Origin of the sequence: Polyangium sorediatum (assembly GCF_029946465.1) — a bacterium.
GTDB classification, from domain to species: Bacteria; Myxococcota_A; Polyangia; order Polyangiales; family Polyangiaceae; genus Polyangium; species Polyangium fumosum.
The window spans coordinates 1-13,760 of the sequence record NZ_JARZHI010000096.1 but is presented as its reverse complement, the minus strand read 5'-3'; the positions used below and the strand labels follow the sequence as shown (position 1 = coordinate 13,760).

Genomic DNA, 13,760 nt, shown 5'->3' with positions numbered 1-13,760 from the left:
TGGCCACTTAACGATTTTTAACGCAGGCTTCCGCGGGGTGGTAACGTCTCCGCCCGTGACGATCCTGCTGCCCGGTACGTCGGCGCGCGGCGCCTTCGTCGGGCGCGCGCGGGAGCTCCGCGCGCTCGGGGAGCGCATCGACGCGGGCGCTCGGCTCGTGACGATCACCGGCGCTGCCGGCATCGGCAAGACACGCCTCGCGCTGGAGTGGGCCGCGTCGGCGCTGGCCACGTCCGCGCGCGATGGGACGCGCCTCTTGTTCTGCGACCTCAGCGAGGCCAAGGGGATCGACGACGCGTGCGCGGTCCTCGCCCGTGTGCTCGACGTGCCCCTGGCCGCGGCGGGCACCGCCGACGAGGTGGTGGCGCAGCTCGGGCGCGCCCTCGCGGGGCCGCCGCGGAGCGTGGTCCTCCTCGACAACCTGGAGCAGCTCGTCGACCTTGCCCCACGGATGCTGGGCCCCTGGCTCTCGTTTGCTCCTCGCGCGCAGTTCGTCGTGACCTCGCGCGAGCGGCTCCGGCTGGACGGCGAGGTGTCCCTCGGGCTCGAACCGCTCGGCGTGCCGCCCGCGGAGGAGCGATCGCTGCGCGTGATCGCCTCGTCGGACGCCGTCGAGCTCTTCGTGGCGCGGGCGCGGGCCGTGCGCTTCGACTTCGAGCTCACCGAGGCCGAAGCCGAGAGCGTCGCCGCGATCGTCCGGCGCGTCGACGGCATCCCGCTGGCGATCGAGCTCTGCGCGGCGCGGATGGGTGTCCTCGCGCCGGGGCAGATCCTCGACCGGCTCGCGCGCCGCTTCGAGCTGCTCGTGACGGGCGCCCGCGGCGCGCCCGCGCGCAAGGCGACGTTGCGCGGCGCGATCGACTCGTCGTGGGAGCTCCTCGCGCCGTGGGAGAAGGACGCGCTCGCGCAAGGCTCGGTGTTCGTCGGCGGCTTCTCCCTCGACGCGGCGGAGGCAGTGCTCGATCTCGGCGCCGGACGCGAAGACGGTGCGCCGCCGATCCTCGACGTGCTCCAATCGTTGCACGACAAATCGTTGATCCGGGCGTTCGACCTGCATCCGCCGAGCGCCGCGGGCGAGCGCCGCTACGGCATGCTGGAGAGCCTCCACGCGTACGCCGAGGAGCGGCTCGACGAGCTCGGCGGCAAGGAAGCCGCCGTCCGGCGCCACGCGGCGTATTTCCTCGGCATGGAGGGCCCGCGGGAGGCCGCCTTGCCGCGGGTGATCGACGTTCGCCGCGCCTCGCTGGAGGCGAGCAACCTGATCGCCGTGTGCACGCGCGCGCTCGCCCGGCGGCCGCTCACGTCCGAGGACGCGGAGGCCGCCCTCCGCGGGCTCCTCCTGCTCGAACCCGTGCTCCTTCTGTGCGCCAAGGGCCGCCTGGAGCCGTACGTGGCGATGCTCGACGCCGCGCTCGAGGCCGCGCCTGCCCCGCCGGGCCTGCGCACGCGGGCCCTCTACACACGCGCGCTCGCGGATCTGCTCCGGGGACGGGTGATCGACAGCTTCCTCGGCTTTCAGCGGGCGCTCGACGAAGCGTGTGTGGCGGGCTCGCGCGTCGACGAAGGCCTCGCCCTCACCAAGCTCGGGGTGATGTTCGATCAGGCGGAGCGCCCGGACGACGCGCGGTCCTGCTTCGACCGCGCGCGCGCGATCGCCCTCGATCTCGGCGAAGCGTCGCTGCACGCCGACTGGATGCTCACCTACGGCGGCGCGCTCAACTGGCGGGGACGCGCCACGGAGGCCCTGGGGTACGTGGAGCAGGCCGCCGCCGGCTTCCAGGCCGCCGGCGATCCGCGGGGACACTCCCTCGCCCTCGCGCAGGTCGCCCTGGCGCGCCTGAGCCTCGGCCGGCTCGACGAGGCCGAGCGCGCCGCCGGCCAGGTGCTCGCCCTGCTCCAGGAAGACCGGCGCACCGAGGGCTACGTGCTCGGCATCCTCGGGCGCGTCCAGCAGGCGCGGGGCCGGTTTGGCCAGGCGCGCGAAAAGCTCGGGGCGGCGCTCGCGATCCACCGCGCCGTCGGCGATCGATGGTCGGAGGGCGTGCTCCACGGCTACCTGGGCGACGTCGCGTTCGAGGAGGGCCTGCTCGACGACGCGCGCTCCGCGTACGGGGAAGCCCTCGCGCGGCTCCAGGGCACCGGAGAGCGGCATTATTCGGTTGTTTTCCTGGCCGCGCTCGGCGCTGTCGAGACCGGGCTCGGCCACGAGGACGCCGCGGCGGGGCACTTCGAAGCCGCCGCGGCCAGGCTCGTCGGCGGACGCGTGCTCACGACGAGGATCGCGGTGGAGCTGCACGCGGCCCACGCGAATGCCAGGCGCGCGCGTATCGCCGCGGCGGCGGGGGAGGGGACGGCCGCGGAGCGATATCGCCTCGCCGCTGCCGCGCCCATGGCCATGGCGCAGGCGCCGGCTCCGGACGGCACCCTCGCGCCGGCGCGCGGCTCGGCGGACGTTCGCCTCGCCATGCGCCTGCTCGATCGCGCGCTCGCCTTGCCCGTGGCCTCGGCGGGAGAGCCCGTCGCTCCGCTCCCGCCGGTGATCGCGCGGCTCATCGTGGGCCCGGAGGCCCGCTGGTTTCGCCTTCAGGAGGGCCGCCCGGTGCCTTTTTTGAAAGCGAAGGCGGCGCGCCTCGTGCTTTCGCTCCTCGTGCGCGCGCGTATCGACGCGCCGGGGCGCGCCCTCTCGATGGCGGAGCTCTTCGAGGCCGGCTGGCCCGGGGAGCGCATCCCGCCCAAAGCGGCGGCGAACCGCGTCTACGTCACGCTCACCAAGCTCCGAAAGCTCGGCCTCGGGGCCCTGCTCCAGAGCCGCGATGACGGCTTTTTGCTCGACCCCACGGCGGTCGTCCTCGAATCCCTCGACGCCGAGCAGTCGCTTAATTCTTTTTAATTCGATACCCGAGCCCGGGTCGCGCCGCTCCGGGCGGCTCGAAATGGTGTAAAACGCCCGGGAATTCAGGGGAGCGCGGCCCCATCTCGTCGCCGCGTCGAATCCCTGTCATCCCGTCGAGGTATCATGCGAACTTGGCCGATTGTCGCTGCAATGGTTTCTCTTGGCGTGGCCCTCGTGGCCGCGCCTGCGCCCGCGCTTGCCGACATCCTCGTTCCCGGCGCGCCCGACACGAGCGGCATCCGCGCGATCGGGAAGGGCATCAAGGAGATCGGGGCCGAGAGCCTCCTCGTGCTCAATTACAGCAAGGAGGGCAGCACCTCCGCGATCCGGACCACGAACATCACCGGGCTCACGTTCCGTTATTTCATCGTCAAGAACCTGAACCTGGAGCTGAACGTCAGCTACTTCTACAAGGGCGAGAACGACGTCGCGCGGCAGGGCGGGGTGTTCACGCTCGGGGGGAATTACCTCATCAACATCGGACGAGGGTTGTTCCTCAATCCCGGCATCGCGGGCGGCGGGTTTTATGGCAAGCAGCCCATCAAGGACGCGCCAAAAGGCACGCCGGCGCTGACGACGCTGGGCGGCACGGCGCGGCTCGGCTTCGGGCTCGCGTTTTATGCGAGCCCGAAGTTCAACTTGTTCGCGAGGCCCGAGGCCATCGTCTTCGTCGGGACGGTGGGAGATGGCTCCACCAGCTCCTCGCTCCTGAACGTCGACGGCGGCTTCAATGTCGGGATGAATTACGTCTTTTGAGCCGGGGATGGCTCGAGCACGACCAATTGCCCGAGCGCGTCGATCATCCCTACAACCTCGGTTCCCAGCACGAGGGCGCGTGCGGTGGGCTCGACGCACTCGCCCGTGCAGGTCCCGCCGACGTCCCACATGCGAATGCGGCCGCCCCCTGTCCGCGTGCAGAACCTCGATCCATCCAGCGAGGTGACGATCTCGACGACGGGATCCGCGCCTGCGTCGAGTGTCCTCACGACGACCGCGCGCTCGACGTCGACGTATCGGACCTTGCCCGTGGTATCGCCCACGAGCGCGAGCCGAACTCCCTGGTGCTCCATGCATGCGAGGCTGCGCACGGCTCCGACCGATGCAATCGTCACCCCAGCGACGGGGAGTGGCCGCCCGTCGCGGCCTGCGGCGTCGGGAATTCGATAACGGCGGAGGGTACCGTCTGCGCAGCCCAGGAGCACGAGCGACCCGGCTTCGTCGGCGAACACGAGCGCCGTGATCCCGCCGGCACCCTCGGCGGACAGCTCGGCCAAGGCGTGCTGGGAAGCGCTCGTCGGATCGTGAACGAACGCGCGGTGACTCGACGGCGCCGCGTGAAGCAGGCGGGCACCGCCGCGCGCGATGGCGCGAAGGAACGCGCCGCCGTCGAAGCCATGCGAGTGCACGCTGCCAACGACGTGCCCCGAGGCGCGCGCGATCAGAGACACGGATTCGAGGTGGACGATGGCCATCGAGGAGGGCCACGCGTGAAGAACCGCGCCGTGCAGCGGACGCTCGGCCTGCCCTTCCTCGTCCGCCGGCATGTACACGGCGCCCACGACCGAGCCACGCGCGGCTTCCCACACATGGGCCGGAAGGCCATAACCGGAGACGATGACGCGGCCCGGGGCAGCCTCGTCCACGACCGCGTGGTCGTACTTCCATTCGGAGTGGCCCGCGCTGAAGTCGCGCGGGGCTGGCTCGATTCTCCAGGTCAGGCACGATCCGTCGTCGAGCCACGTGACGAGCCGATCACGAGGCGAGACCGCGAGCGCAGCAGGTTTTGCGTCGCCGTACGAAAACGCGTGGTGCGAGAGCACGACGTCTGCGACGACGGCGATCCCTGAACGATGTATCGTGAAGATGAGACCCTCGCTCGATCGCGCGAGCGCGAGCGGGGGCTCGTCGTCGTCGAGCCGATCGTCGTCGTCGAGCCGATCGTCGTCGCCGGTCGTATCGGCCTCCGCGGCCCCGAGCTCGGCACCCGAGCTCGTCGCGTAGCGCATGGGCCCGCGTGCCGCGTCCCACAGAATAATCTCGGCTCCGTCGGACGTCACGACGCCGGCCGTGAGCTCACCCACGTCCTCGTCCTCGTCCTCGTCCTCGTCGAGGATCGTTCGAATCAACTCCCCTCGCTCGAACGAGACGAGCGATGCGTCGAACCAGCCGACCACGAGAAGCTCTCCGCTCTCCGGAACGACCGCGCAATCGACCACCTCCTCGCGCTCCCACGCGATGCGGCCTTCGTCGAGATCCCATACACGCAGGGTGCCGTCGCACGTCGCGGCGACGTACCGCCCACGCGGATGAAAGACGACACGTTTTGGCAGGAAGCGCGCCCCCGCCAAGCTTGGAGGTGGTGCCAGGCGCGAAACGAGCCGGAGCGTCGGCGCCATCGCCACGTCATTTCGTCGTCGCAAGACGGGGATCATGACTCGACGGTCCTCCATGGCTCGGGTGCGAGCTCTGCGCGCTGCTCCTCGTGGCGGATCCTCGTGCCGTCCGCTCCTTCGACATCCTGGACGAAGAAGCGCGCGTGGGAGGGGCCGATGACGGCGACGAGCTCGGGGGGGTTGACGAACTGGACCTCGTGCTCCCCGCCGCTGCCGCTGATGGAAGCGATGGCGAAATGGTTGCCGAGGCTCTCGGCGAGCGCGCGGGCGTCCGCGTCACGCGGCGGGTCGAGGGAACGAATCAAGGAACGTTGCATCGCGGGCGACAAGAGCACGGTCCCGTCGAGTACACAAGCGAATGACCAGCCCCCCCGCGGCACCTCAGGGCCCCCGTGGAGGTGTTGTATGACGTACGTCCGTAGGACGCGAATGGTCGGGTCGGGTGGAACGTGGCGGCGGGGCGGGCTCGCCGTCTTCGGCGCGTTTGCCCTGTCGCTGCTACCCGCGTGCAGCGGCGGTTGTTCGGTCGAGTTCGAGCGCAGCGAAGCGACGCACGCGGACGGCCTTTATCGCAGGCTGCTCGTCGGAGGAACGGAGCCCGACGGGGCGTTCGTCCTGGCGCAACACGAGCGCGCGCCGGGGGAGGAGGAGCTCGTCCTGGTCTCGCTCGCGGAGGGCGAAAAGCGCTCTTGCGCGATGGGCAAGGCATTCGGGTACACCACGATGGGGCCGCAACCCTCGTTCAGCGGCGACGAGCCGCGCGTCGACGCTCGCCCGGCACGCATCTTGGCGTTCGAGGGAGAGCCCGGGGCCAAGAGCGGGGACCTGCGCATCTTCGACGCGTCCTGCGTGGAGCACATGCGCGTGCCCTCGGTCGAAACGTGGCCGTGGCCGATCTACAGCAGCGCCGAGAGCCGGACCGAGGCCTACGCCGCGCGGACGACGTCGGGTGAGGTCGTGTGGATCGATCCCTGGGCCGGCTCGATGCGCACGATCTCCGAGGGCGCGAGCTTCTGGAAATACGCGGCGGAGACCTTCTGGCTGATCGAGGGCGGGCGCCTGGTCCTGCGTGATCGTGAGGGGAACACCTTGCAAACCGCGGGCGAGGGCGTCACCGAGGTCGTGGTCGACTTTACCGGAGAGGCGGCTTATGTGGATGCGTTGGGGCTCTGGGTGCTGAAGCTAGGGGATCCCGCGCCCATGGCCATCCCCACGGCGGCCGCGCCGTGCAAACCCGAGTACTTTTACGTGAACTCGCTCAAGCTCGCCTACCGGGACGACTGCGCGGCCGGCGTGCTCGCGGTCCGGGACCTGACGACGGGGGACACACGCCTCGTCGCAGCCGGGGTCACGTCCGCGCGTTTCGTCCGCCGCGCCTCGAAGTCGTGGATCTTCTTCCAGCGCGAGGAGCCTGGGAAGAAGCGCGAGCTTTGGGCCGTCCCGGGGGACGGTGAGCCCGTGCTCGTCGGGACGAATCCGAAGCCCGACGGGTATGTTTGGTCGTTCCAGGAGGAGGGCTCTCTGGTCGAGCTCAATCACGACGGCACGAGCGGCACGCTGGGAACATGGACGCTGGAGGGCGGTTTTTCTCCGCTCCTCGAGGGCATCGGGGGGGCCTGGGTCCAGAGGGGCGCCCACCTCGCCATGGTCGTGGACGAGCAGGCGGAGGTCGGGACGCTCGTCGTGCTCGACAAGGAGACGCTGGCCGAAGCTCTCCGGGTCCCGCGCGTGCACCGCGCGACCCCGTGGTTTTCCTACCAGGCGCCCGCCCTCGGCTACGTCCACGGCTGGGACGACGCGCTCGGGGCAGGCACCCTCGGGGCCTGGATCTCCGCCAACGGACAGCAGATCGACGTCGATACGGGCGTCAGCGAATTCGACGAGATCTACTGGCCCGAGCCCGGCATCGTCTACGCCGTGCGCACGCCGGAACGCGCGGGCCTCTGGTCCGCCTACCCGGATTTCTAGAAGTGGTCTCATAAACCTACTCGCGCCCCGAATCGTCGGTCGGCCTCGCTCGAAATCCGCGTAGGATTCCTCGCTTCGCCCTCCCTAGCTTCGGGGCGCTCCCAACGGTTTATGAGACCACTTCTGGTCTCTGCCCCTCCTCCCAGGGGTTGCTGCGCTCGGGCAACCCCTGATCTCCCCGGGCTCATCGAGCAACCTGTGGACGCATCTGCTGCGCGCCACGAATCGACGAATCAATACGGCTTCGGCGCGAACCAAGCGTTGGCCTTGTCCCATCCGTATTGGCCGGCGGTGCGGTGCACCCGGCATGCGACGACGTAGAAGTCGGTGATGTGGGGCTTGTGTCTCTGCGTGACCTCGATCAACGTTCGGAGGTCGATGGTCTTCGCGTACCACCGCTTTCGCACGGTGACCACGTGCGGGCACCACCGGATGTCGCCGGCACCAATTCCAGGTCGCTGGTCCGGTCTGTTGTAGCCTCCTGCGGCTTTCACGCCCGCCTGGGCGCTGTCGATGATGCCCGAGAGACCCTCGTAGTCATCCGGCGCGCCGTGGGCTGCATCGTTCAGGACCTTCGACAGTTCGTAATTCGGGCAGTGTCTCCCCGGCCCGACGTCCAGCGCAGCCAAGGCCGGGTTTCTCGACCCGTCCGTCCTCATGTGCCTGTTTCTCGTGACGACTTCGGTGATGGCGCCGGGACCATTGTTGAAGGGGATGCCGGGGGCCACATAGAAGTGGATGGTGGTATTGTTGGGAACGGCAAAGTAGCCGTCGCTGAAGTATCCATACGTCGCGCCGTGCGAGAGCGTGACGCAATCCGTGACGGGATTGTTGGGCGACTCGACGGGGCTTGGCCAGAACCAAAGCCGCGAATCGGTGATTTCAACCTTCTGAGCCATGTGCCTCCGGAGGACGAAGAGGGCGCTTTCCTCGATGGGGCGCCTCGCGCCCGGAGCAGCATATACCGGGGTCCGCTTCTGGGGAACAATCGGCGGACTTTCGTCCGTCGCCCCGTTGCACATTCCGCCGCAGGTAGATAGTTCCGCGCAGTGCGAGCAGGCCGTGCGGCTCTTTGGTCTACATCGAGAACACCTTGTCGAGGCGCATCAGCCGGAGGAACGCGAGCGGCTGACCCGTCAGCCCGACGAGCTTCACCTCGCCGCCGCGCTCGCGCACCTGCTTGTGCAGCGAGACGATCACGCCCACGCCGGAGCTATCGATCGAGCTCAGCTCCAACAGATCGAGCGTGATGTGCCGCCGGTTCGCGGCGAGGAGCTCGTCGATCAGCGTCCTGAATTGCGGCGCAGTCCCCTCTTCGAGTTTCCCCACGATGGTGACCGTTGTTTCGTCTTCGTGATCGGTTCGCGTCATCTTCATGGGATCTCGATGCCTCCTCAGCGGGAGCGTGTGGCCTTCGAACGGCTCCCGACGAAGGTTGCCAGGTGCTCGCCGGTCAGCGTCGACTTTTTCGCGACCAGGTCGGCCGGGGTGCCTTCGAACACGATCCGGCCGCCGTCGTGGCCCGCGCCCGGCCCGAGGTCGATGATCCAGTCGGCGTGCGCCATCACCGCCTGGTGGTGCTCGATCACGAGGACCGACTTGCCCGCGTCGACGAGCCGATCCAAGAGCCCGAGGAGCTGCTGGAGGTCGGCCAGGTGCAGCCCCGTGGTCGGCTCGTCGAGCACGTAGACGCCGCCATCTTCGCCCATGTGCGTCGCGAGCTTGAGCCGCTGCCGCTCGCCCCCCGAGAGCGTCGGGAGCGGCTGGCCGAGCCGCAGGTAGCCGAGCCCCACGTCGGCCATGCGCTTCAGGATCGCGTGTGCGGCCGGCGTACGCGCCTCGCCGGCGCCGAAGAAGCCGACCGCCTCTTCGACCGAGAGGTCGAGCACCTCGGCGATGTGGCGACCGCCGAGTTTGTACTCCAGCACCGACGCCTGGAACCGCCGGCCCTCGCAATCCTCGCAGACCGTGCTGACGCCGGCCATCATCCCGAGGTCGGTGTAGATCACCCCGGCGCCGTTGCAGGTCGGGCAGGCGCCCTCGGAGTTGGCGCTGAAGAGGGCGGGCTTGACGCCGTTCGCCTTCGCGAACGCCTTGCGGATCGGCTCCAGCAGATCGGTGTACGTCGCCGGGTTGCTCCGCCGCGAGCCATGGATCGCGCTCTGGTCGATCGACACGACCCCGTCTCGACCCGACACCCAGCCGTGGATCAGGGTGCTCTTGCCCGACCCCGCCACGCCGGTCACCACCACGAGCACGCCGAGCGGGATGTCGACGTCGACGTTCTTCAGGTTGTGCCTGCTCGCGCCGCGCACCTTCAGCACGCCCGACGGCTTGCGCACCGAAGGCTTGAGGGAAGCCCGGTCGCTCAGGTGACGCCCGGTGAGCGTGCCGCTCGCCCGCAGCCCGTCGAGGGTGCCCTGGAAGACGACCTCGCCGCCCGCGGTGCCGGCGCCGGGGCCGAGGTCGACGACGTGGTCGGCGATCACGATCGTCTCCGGCTTGTGCTCGACGACGAGCACGGTGTTGCCCTTGTCGCGCAGCCGGAGCAGGAGCTCGTTCATCCGCTGGATGTCATGCGGGTGCAGCCCGATCGTCGGCTCGTCGAAGACATAGGTCACGTCGGTGAGCGACGAGCCGAGGTGGCGGATCATCTTTGTGCGTTGCGCCTCGCCGCCCGAGAGCGTACCGGAGGGCCGGTCGAGGCTGAGGTAGCCGAGCCCGATCTCCACGAACGAGTCGAGCGTGTGCCGCAGCGCCCCGAGGAGCGGCGCGACGGACGGCTGGTCCAGGCCGCGCACCCATGCGGCCAGGTCGCTGATCTGCATCGCGCAGGCGTCGGCGATGTTCTTGCCCTTGATCTTGGAGGACCGGGCGGCCTCGCTGAGGCGGGTGCCGCCGCAATCGGGGCAGGTGCTGAACGTCGCCACGCGCTCCACGAAGGCGCGGATGTGCGGCTGCAGCGCGTCGATGTCCTTCGAGAGGTACGACTTCTGGATGTTCGGGATCAGCCCCATGTACGTGAGGTTGATGCCGTCGACCTTGATCTTGGTCGGCTCCTTGTGGAGCAGGTCGTGCAGCTCTTTTTTGGTGAACTTGCGGATCGGCTTGTCCGGGTCGAAGAAGCCGCAGCCGCGGAAGATACGGCCGTACCAGCCATCCATGCTGTAGCCGGGGATCGTGAGTGCTCCCTCGTTGAGCGACTTCTTGTCGTCGTAGAGCTGCGATAGGTCGATGTCGTTGACCGAGCCGCGGCCCTCGCAGCGCGGGCACATGCCGCCGGCGCGGTTGAAGACGACCTTCTCGGCTTTGTCGCCCCCCTTCTGGAACGAGCCGACCGCGTGGACCGAGGGGACGTTGAAGGAGTATGCGTTGGGCGGGCCGATGAACGGCTTGCCGAGGCGGCTGAAGAGGATACGCAGCATCGCATTGACGTCGGTCGCCGTGCCGACCGTGGAGCGGGGATCGGCGCCCATCCGCTCCTGGTCGACGATGATCGCGGTCGTCAGCCCGTCGAGCACGTCGACCTCGGGCCGGGAGAGCGTCGGCATGAAACCCTGCACGAACGCGCTGTAGGTCTCGTTGATCATCCGCTGCGACTCGGCCGCGATGGTGCCGAACACGAGCGACGACTTGCCCGATCCGGAGACGCCGGTGAAGACCGTCAGCCGCCGCTTGGGGATCTCGACGCTGACGTCCTTCAGGTTGTTTTCGCGGGCGCCCTGGACGCGGATCAGGTCGTGGCTGTCTGCGGGATGCTGGGGGGTCGAGGTCATGTTCGCGATCTTTGCCATCGAGGGTCGAGGTGGGTCGTGAAGCGATGCGGCCGTCGGCGGGTTCAGGAGGTGCGTAGCTCGCTGCGCCGCTTGGCGACATACGGCAGCACGAACAAGTACAGGCCGGTGAACAGGAGCACGGCGAGCGGGAGCAGCGGCGAGAAGGTGATCCAGGCGGGAGGCTCTTGCCCTTGTCCCAAGCCCCTGGCGACGAAATTGGCGATGACGGTCACCGTGAAGGCAATGGATATCCAGCGATGGGTTTGTCGAATCCCCTGGTTCATGTGATCCTCGCGAGCAGGTCGACGAGCTTGCCGCCCATCATCTTCCAGCCGTAGCGCGCGCCGCCGAAGTTCTGCTTCTGGCTCGGCTTGAAGCCCGATTGCACGAGGGACAGGCGCGTGCCCGAGGCCGTGGGGGTGAGCGTGAAGGTCACGACGGTGTCGAGCTCCATGTCGCCGACGACCCACGCGTAGCTGAGCTTCCGTTGCGCCTCGATCTCGACGAACCGGCAATGCACGGTGCCGTCCCAGCCGGGGAACGGATCCGTCTGGAACTTGAAGGCCGACCCCGACGCGAGCTCGAGCTTTTGATCAATGACGGGCAGGAGCCACTCTGCGAGCAGGGTGGGGTCGGTGAGGGCGCGCCACACTTTCTGGGGCGAATGCTGCAAATCGAATTCGAAGGAAAGGGATTCGGTCTGCGCGGGTGTGGTCGTGTCGGTGAGAGTCATTCGTCCATTTTCTCCAGCAGTCGTTCGAGGCGATCGACGTGCTCCGTCCAGAAGGCGCGGTAGTGCGCGATCCAGTCGATGAGCGGCTTCATGCCGCGCGGCTCCACCCGGTAGTAGACGCAGCGCCCCTCGCGCCGGCCGTTCACCAGGCCGGCGTCTTTCAGGGCGGCGAGGTGCTGCGAAACCGCCGGCTGCGAGATGTCGAAGCGCGCCGTCAGGTCCTTCACCGCCGCTTCGCCGCGGGTGAGCGACTCGAAGATCGCCCGGCGGCTGGGGTCCGCCAGCGCCTGGAAGACCTTGTTCTCGGCAGCGACCGCGCTCTCCATGGTTGACGTATAAGCCGATGCTTATCGGTTGTCAAGCGCGGAGGGGGCCGCCCGGAGCGCGGGGCGCGCGGACGCGGAGCGCGGCTTGGCGTTCGAACGAGGCCGAGCGCGATGGGGCGCTCCCCGTCCCCGCGCAGGGAGGCCCGAACGCCGCTGCTGCCCGCGCGACGGCTTTCGCCCCTGCGTCTGCTTCCGCTCCCCGCGTCCGCTACGTCTTCGACGACCGCTTCTTCCGCGGCTGCGGCAACGGCCCCGTCCCGCGCGCCCGCCGCTCGCTCCCCGGCGGCACCATGAACCCCGCCGTCTCCAGCTCCCGCAATGTCACCGCCCGCGCGTCCGCCGGGGCCGCGAGCGCCGCTCGGAACAGGATCCCCTCGAGCTCCGCGTCATTCCCCGGGAACTCGTAATCCACCAGGGCGGCCAATGCGCGCGGATCGATCCCCAGCGGCGCCTGCCGCAGCCGCTTCCCGATCCGCGTCAGCGCCTCCAGCACGAGCAGCGACAGATCCTCCCCGCGCGACGCGAGCGCCGGCAGCGCCACCGCGCGATCGCCGAGCCGATCCGCCAGCGGCTCCGCGAGCTTCCCGCTCGCCGCCAGCGAGTCCACCGTGCCCGGCAGCGCCACCACGAGCCCCACGTCCGCAGGCAACCCCGAGGCGATCCGCATCTGCACGAGCTCCGGCAGCACGTGCGCGTCGAGCAGCACGAGCGTCCCGCCCGCCGCCCGCGCGAGCGGCGAGGCCACCCGATCCTGCCACTTCGCCGGGTCGTGCTCGGATGGGGTCGTCCCGTCCACGATCACCATCACGCCCTTCTTCCGCACCGACGCGAGGTGCACGAGCGCCGCCCACGCCACCGCGTCGATCCCGGGCGACGAAAGCAGCGTAACCGGCACGTCCATCGCCGCGAGCTGCTCCAGCCGTTGCACCGCCGCCTGCGCCGCCGGGCTGTAGAGCGCGACCCGCGCCCGCTGCTCGAAGCTCCTCGCGACGGCCTCGAACTGCCCCTCGATGCGCCCGAGCTCCGTGGCGAGCCGCGCGCGCTCCGCCCCGATCTTGTCGAGGTCGTCCCGCGCCACGAGCTCACGCTCGCGCGAGCGCGACAGCATCGAGGACACGCCGAGCACGGCGGCCAGCCGATCCGAGAGCTGCCGCAGCGCCCGCACGTCCGAGAGCGTCGACGGCGCGACGCGCGCCCCCGCTGGCACCGTCAGCGCCCCGATCGGGCCGTCCGCGTCGCGCACCACGCTCACCGCCGAGAGGTGGTTGTCCTCCAGCCACGCGATGAGCGGCCGCACCTCCGGCTTCCGCACCGAGACCGCGTGCATCACCTCGATCCGCAGGATCCGCTCGGGCTCCGCGTCCGCGAGCGCGACGAGCCGCGGCGGCATCTCGGCCTTTTTCGTGTGCATGAAGCCGGCGCGATCGACGCTCACCTGCTCGGCCGGGAAGAACCGGTAGAGCGTAGGCGGCTCGCCGCCTTGCCCGAGCGCGCCGCGCAGCTCGAAGAGCGCCGACCGCAGCGCCTCCTCCGGATCGGGCGTCGTCGCCGCGCGCGCGGCGGCCTGCAACGCCGGCAAGAGCCGCCCGCTCCCGGGCCCCGCCCGATGCGCGAGCCGCTGCGCCACGAGCGCCGCGAGCGCCGCCGCCCCCGCCGCCCCGAACGCCACCA

The 13,760-nt window shown here is 69.5% G+C and carries 12 protein-coding genes; 3 read left to right on the top strand and 9 right to left on the bottom strand.

The features are described from left to right. Positions 1 to 55: 55 nt before the first annotated feature. Positions 56 to 2,890, top strand: a complete 2,835-nt coding sequence (locus tag QHF89_RS45550; protein WP_284721802.1) for an ATP-binding protein — start codon at positions 56 to 58, stop codon at positions 2,888 to 2,890. A gap of 126 nt (positions 2,891 to 3,016) precedes the next feature. Further along, positions 3,017 to 3,649 (top strand): hypothetical protein, encoded by a 633-nt coding sequence (locus tag QHF89_RS45545; RefSeq protein ID WP_136971646.1) that lies wholly within the window; start codon positions 3,017 to 3,019, stop codon positions 3,647 to 3,649. Here QHF89_RS45545 and QHF89_RS45540 read toward each other — a convergent pair. Both QHF89_RS45540 and QHF89_RS45535 read right to left on the bottom strand, forming a co-directional pair. Next, positions 3,637 to 5,313, bottom strand: a complete 1,677-nt coding sequence (locus QHF89_RS45540) for a hypothetical protein (RefSeq protein WP_284721801.1) — start codon at positions 5,311 to 5,313, stop codon at positions 3,637 to 3,639. The genes QHF89_RS45545 and QHF89_RS45540 overlap by 13 nt on opposite strands. Positions 5,314 to 5,321: 8 nt before the next feature. After that, a complete protein-coding gene (locus tag QHF89_RS45535; protein ID WP_136971644.1) occupies positions 5,322 to 5,603 on the bottom strand; it encodes a hypothetical protein in 282 nt (93 codons plus the stop codon). A gap of 88 nt (positions 5,604 to 5,691) precedes the next feature. Between QHF89_RS45535 and QHF89_RS45530 the strand changes: the two genes are divergently transcribed. Continuing rightward, positions 5,692 to 7,254 (top strand): hypothetical protein, encoded by a 1,563-nt coding sequence (locus QHF89_RS45530; protein ID WP_136971643.1) that lies wholly within the window; start codon positions 5,692 to 5,694, stop codon positions 7,252 to 7,254. Positions 7,255 to 7,487: 233 nt separating this feature from the next. On the opposite strand, the gene QHF89_RS45525 is transcribed toward QHF89_RS45530, so the two are convergent. From QHF89_RS45525 to QHF89_RS45495, 7 genes are all read right to left on the bottom strand, one after another. Beyond that, positions 7,488 to 8,153 carry a putative adhesin gene (locus QHF89_RS45525; RefSeq protein ID WP_136971642.1) on the bottom strand — a complete coding sequence of 222 codons (666 nt, stop codon included), beginning with the start codon at positions 8,151 to 8,153 and terminating at the stop codon, positions 7,488 to 7,490. Between the two features lie 178 nt (positions 8,154 to 8,331). Beyond that, positions 8,332 to 8,631: an STAS domain-containing protein gene (locus tag QHF89_RS45520; protein WP_136971641.1), complete on the bottom strand. Its 300-nt coding sequence runs from the start codon at positions 8,629 to 8,631 to the stop codon at positions 8,332 to 8,334. Positions 8,632 to 8,648: 17 nt separating this feature from the next. Continuing rightward, a complete protein-coding gene (locus tag QHF89_RS45515) occupies positions 8,649 to 11,030 on the bottom strand; it encodes an ATP-binding cassette domain-containing protein (RefSeq protein WP_136971640.1) in 2,382 nt (793 codons plus the stop codon). Positions 11,031 to 11,092: 62 nt separating this feature from the next. Continuing rightward, positions 11,093 to 11,314, bottom strand: a complete 222-nt coding sequence (locus QHF89_RS45510; protein ID WP_136929208.1) for a hypothetical protein — start codon at positions 11,312 to 11,314, stop codon at positions 11,093 to 11,095. After that, positions 11,311 to 11,763, bottom strand: coding sequence for an SRPBCC family protein (locus tag QHF89_RS45505; protein WP_136971639.1), 453 nt, complete (start codon positions 11,761 to 11,763; stop codon positions 11,311 to 11,313). The genes QHF89_RS45510 and QHF89_RS45505 overlap by 4 nt, the downstream gene beginning before the upstream one ends. Further along, positions 11,760 to 12,089: an ArsR/SmtB family transcription factor gene (locus QHF89_RS45500; RefSeq protein ID WP_136929206.1), complete on the bottom strand. Its 330-nt coding sequence runs from the start codon at positions 12,087 to 12,089 to the stop codon at positions 11,760 to 11,762. Before QHF89_RS45500 ends, QHF89_RS45505 begins: the two co-directional genes overlap by 4 nt. A 208-nt stretch (positions 12,090 to 12,297) precedes the next feature. Then, on the bottom strand, positions 12,298 to 13,760 hold a 1,463-nt coding region (locus QHF89_RS45495), incomplete at its 5' end, for an AAA-type ATPase lid domain-containing protein (protein WP_284721800.1).

Excerpts from the sequence above, each read along its gene's own strand:
- QHF89_RS45545 (WP_136971646.1), top strand. The coding sequence starts at position 3,017 with ATGCGAACTTGGCCGATTGTCGCTGCAATGGTTTCTCTTGGCGTGGCC.
- QHF89_RS45535 (WP_136971644.1), bottom strand. The coding sequence starts at position 5,603 with ATGCAACGTTCCTTGATTCGTTCCCTCGACCCGCCGCGTGACGCGGAC.
- QHF89_RS45530 (WP_136971643.1), top strand. The coding sequence starts at position 5,692 with ATGACGTACGTCCGTAGGACGCGAATGGTCGGGTCGGGTGGAACGTGG.
- QHF89_RS45525 (WP_136971642.1), bottom strand. The coding sequence starts at position 8,153 with ATGGCTCAGAAGGTTGAAATCACCGATTCGCGGCTTTGGTTCTGGCCA.
- QHF89_RS45520 (WP_136971641.1), bottom strand. The coding sequence starts at position 8,631 with ATGAAGATGACGCGAACCGATCACGAAGACGAAACAACGGTCACCATC.
- QHF89_RS45515 (WP_136971640.1), bottom strand. The coding sequence starts at position 11,030 with ATGACCTCGACCCCCCAGCATCCCGCAGACAGCCACGACCTGATCCGC.
- QHF89_RS45510 (WP_136929208.1), bottom strand. The coding sequence starts at position 11,314 with ATGAACCAGGGGATTCGACAAACCCATCGCTGGATATCCATTGCCTTC.
- QHF89_RS45505 (WP_136971639.1), bottom strand. The coding sequence starts at position 11,763 with ATGACTCTCACCGACACGACCACACCCGCGCAGACCGAATCCCTTTCC.
- QHF89_RS45500 (WP_136929206.1), bottom strand. The coding sequence starts at position 12,089 with ATGGAGAGCGCGGTCGCTGCCGAGAACAAGGTCTTCCAGGCGCTGGCG.